This window comes from Kitasatospora sp. NPDC091257 (assembly GCF_044757675.1).
Classification (GTDB): Bacteria; Actinomycetota; Actinomycetes; order Streptomycetales; family Streptomycetaceae; genus Kitasatospora; species Kitasatospora lactacystinica.
Window position 1 is genome coordinate 1 of record NZ_JBIVVI010001460.1, and the last position, 1,971, is coordinate 1,971.

A 1,971-nucleotide genomic window follows, 5' to 3' on the forward strand; every position below is an offset into this window, starting at 1 on the left:
CTCCCGGACACCATGTCCGGGAGGGCCCGTCGTCGTTCTCCCCACCGGCAGTCCGGCACGGCGGAGGGTCAGTCGGTGGCGGGCGCGGCCGGCGGGGCGGAACTGGTGGCCGCGGTGCGCTCGGCGGCCTGTCCGGCCGTCCGTTCGGCGGCCTCGCGGGCGGCTTCGAGCGCGGTGAAGACGGCCTGACCGGCCTCGTTGCGCCGGCGCAGGTGGGTGACCACGGTGTTGGTGACGGCGATCAGCGGGACGGCGACCACCGCGCCGCCGATGCCCCCGATGATGCCGCCGGCCGCGACGCCGAGCACCACGCCGAGCGGGTGGACCCGGACGGCCCGGCCGAGGATCAGCGGCTGGAGGATGTGACTCTCCACCTGCATCACCACCACCAGCACCACCAGCACCATCAGCGCCGTCCACGGCCCCTGGGTGACCAGCGCGATCAGCACCGCGACGGTGCCGGTGACCAGTGCGCCGACCAGCGGGACGAAGGCGCCCAGGAAGATGATCACAGCCAGCGGCAGGGCCAGCGGCACGCCCAGCAGATCGACGCCGATGCCGATGCAGAGCGCGTCGATGAAGGCCACGCAGACCGTGCCGCGCACATAGGCGGTGAGCGTCGCCCACGCCTTCGGGCCGGCCCCGGCCATCGCGAAGCGGGAGTGCCGCGGCAGCCCGCGCAGCGCCCAGTTCCAGATCTTCGCCCCGTCGTAGAGGAAGAAGAAGGTGGTGAAGAAGGTCATCAGCAGTGCGGTCAGCACCTCGACGGCGATCTGCGCGCCGGTGATCGAGGCCGAGGTGAGCTGATCGGTGTTGGTGGTGATGGCCTTGGTGATCTGGTTGGCGAAGTCGGTGATCTGCTGCTGGGTCAGGTGCAGCGGCCCGGTGACCAGCCAGTCCCGCATCTGGTTGACGCCGGTCTTCACCTGGGTGGTGACGTCCGAGAGGTTGGTCGACACCTGCCAGACCACGAACCAGCCGACCAGTCCGATCCCGGCGAGACCGCTGAGGAACACCCCGCCCGCCGCCAGCGAGCGCGGCACCCCGCGCCGGCGCAGCCAGGAGACCGAGGGCTCCAGCAGCGCGGTGATCAGCAGCGAGGCCAGCACCGAGAAGGCGACCAGCCGCAGCATGTCGACCACGTAGAAGACGACGTAGAGCGCGGCTCCGAGCAGCAGCAGCCGCCAGGTCGACTCCGCGGCCACCCGCAGCCCCCACGGCACCGCCTCGGCGGGGGTGGCCGGGCGGCCGGGGTGGTACTCCCGCCCGAACCCGGTGTGCGCGACCGGCGCGGGCGCGGTGACCGGGGCCGCCGCGGCGGACGGCGGGACCGCCTCGGCCGCCGGGGCCGGGTCGGTCCGCGGGACCGGGACCGGTCCGGGCGCCTCGACGAGTGCCGGGACAAGTGCCGGGACGTGCCCGTCCACGAGCGCCGGAACGTTCCCGGCGGCCGGCCCCGGGAGGGCCGGCTCGTGCGGGTCGGCCGCCATCGCGGCCCGCCGGCGCCGTTCGATCACGGCGGCCGCGCTCGCCACCACGGCCATGCCCTTGGCCACGGCCTTGAAGGCCTTTCCGCCCCGCGCCATCCTCGCTACCACCGCTCCACTGCCGAACCCGCCGAACCCGCCGTGCCCGGCGGTACGCCGCGGGTCCCGCCGCGGCCGTCAGGGATGACGCTACCCGGCGAGGGCGCGGCCAGTCCGGCCGCGGGCCCGTTCGACTCGAACCTCCCATGCCGACGAACCGGACAAAACGCAAGGTTCCATCCGGTTTCGGATGCGGTCCGCTGGGGAGGAGTCGGGACGAGACCCCGGAGCCCGGCCACCGAGGTCGCCCCGCGGCCAACTGCCGGCGGACCGGCCGGTGCGGGAAGCAACCAGGACCCCTTCCCGCGCCCCGCGTCCGCAACCGGGACCGCACCGCCCGAGGGCGCACTGGTCAGCGCAGCCCGGGCGGCGCGGTCCGCCCCCC

General features: G+C 74.4%; 1 protein-coding gene. It reads right to left on the reverse strand.

Going from position 1 to position 1,971, the window contains the following annotated elements:
- Positions 1-68: 68 nt before the first annotated feature.
- Complete coding sequence (locus ACIQOV_RS39350; RefSeq protein WP_401055691.1) at positions 69-1,586, reverse strand: AI-2E family transporter; 1,518 nt, start codon at positions 1,584-1,586, stop codon at positions 69-71.
- Positions 1,587-1,971: the final 385 nt, after the last annotated feature.

Bases quoted from the DNA above. Each gene is read 5' to 3' on its own strand.
- ACIQOV_RS39350 (WP_401055691.1), bottom strand. From the start codon at position 1,586: ATGGCGCGGGGCGGAAAGGCCTTCAAGGCCGTGGCCAAGGGCATGGCC.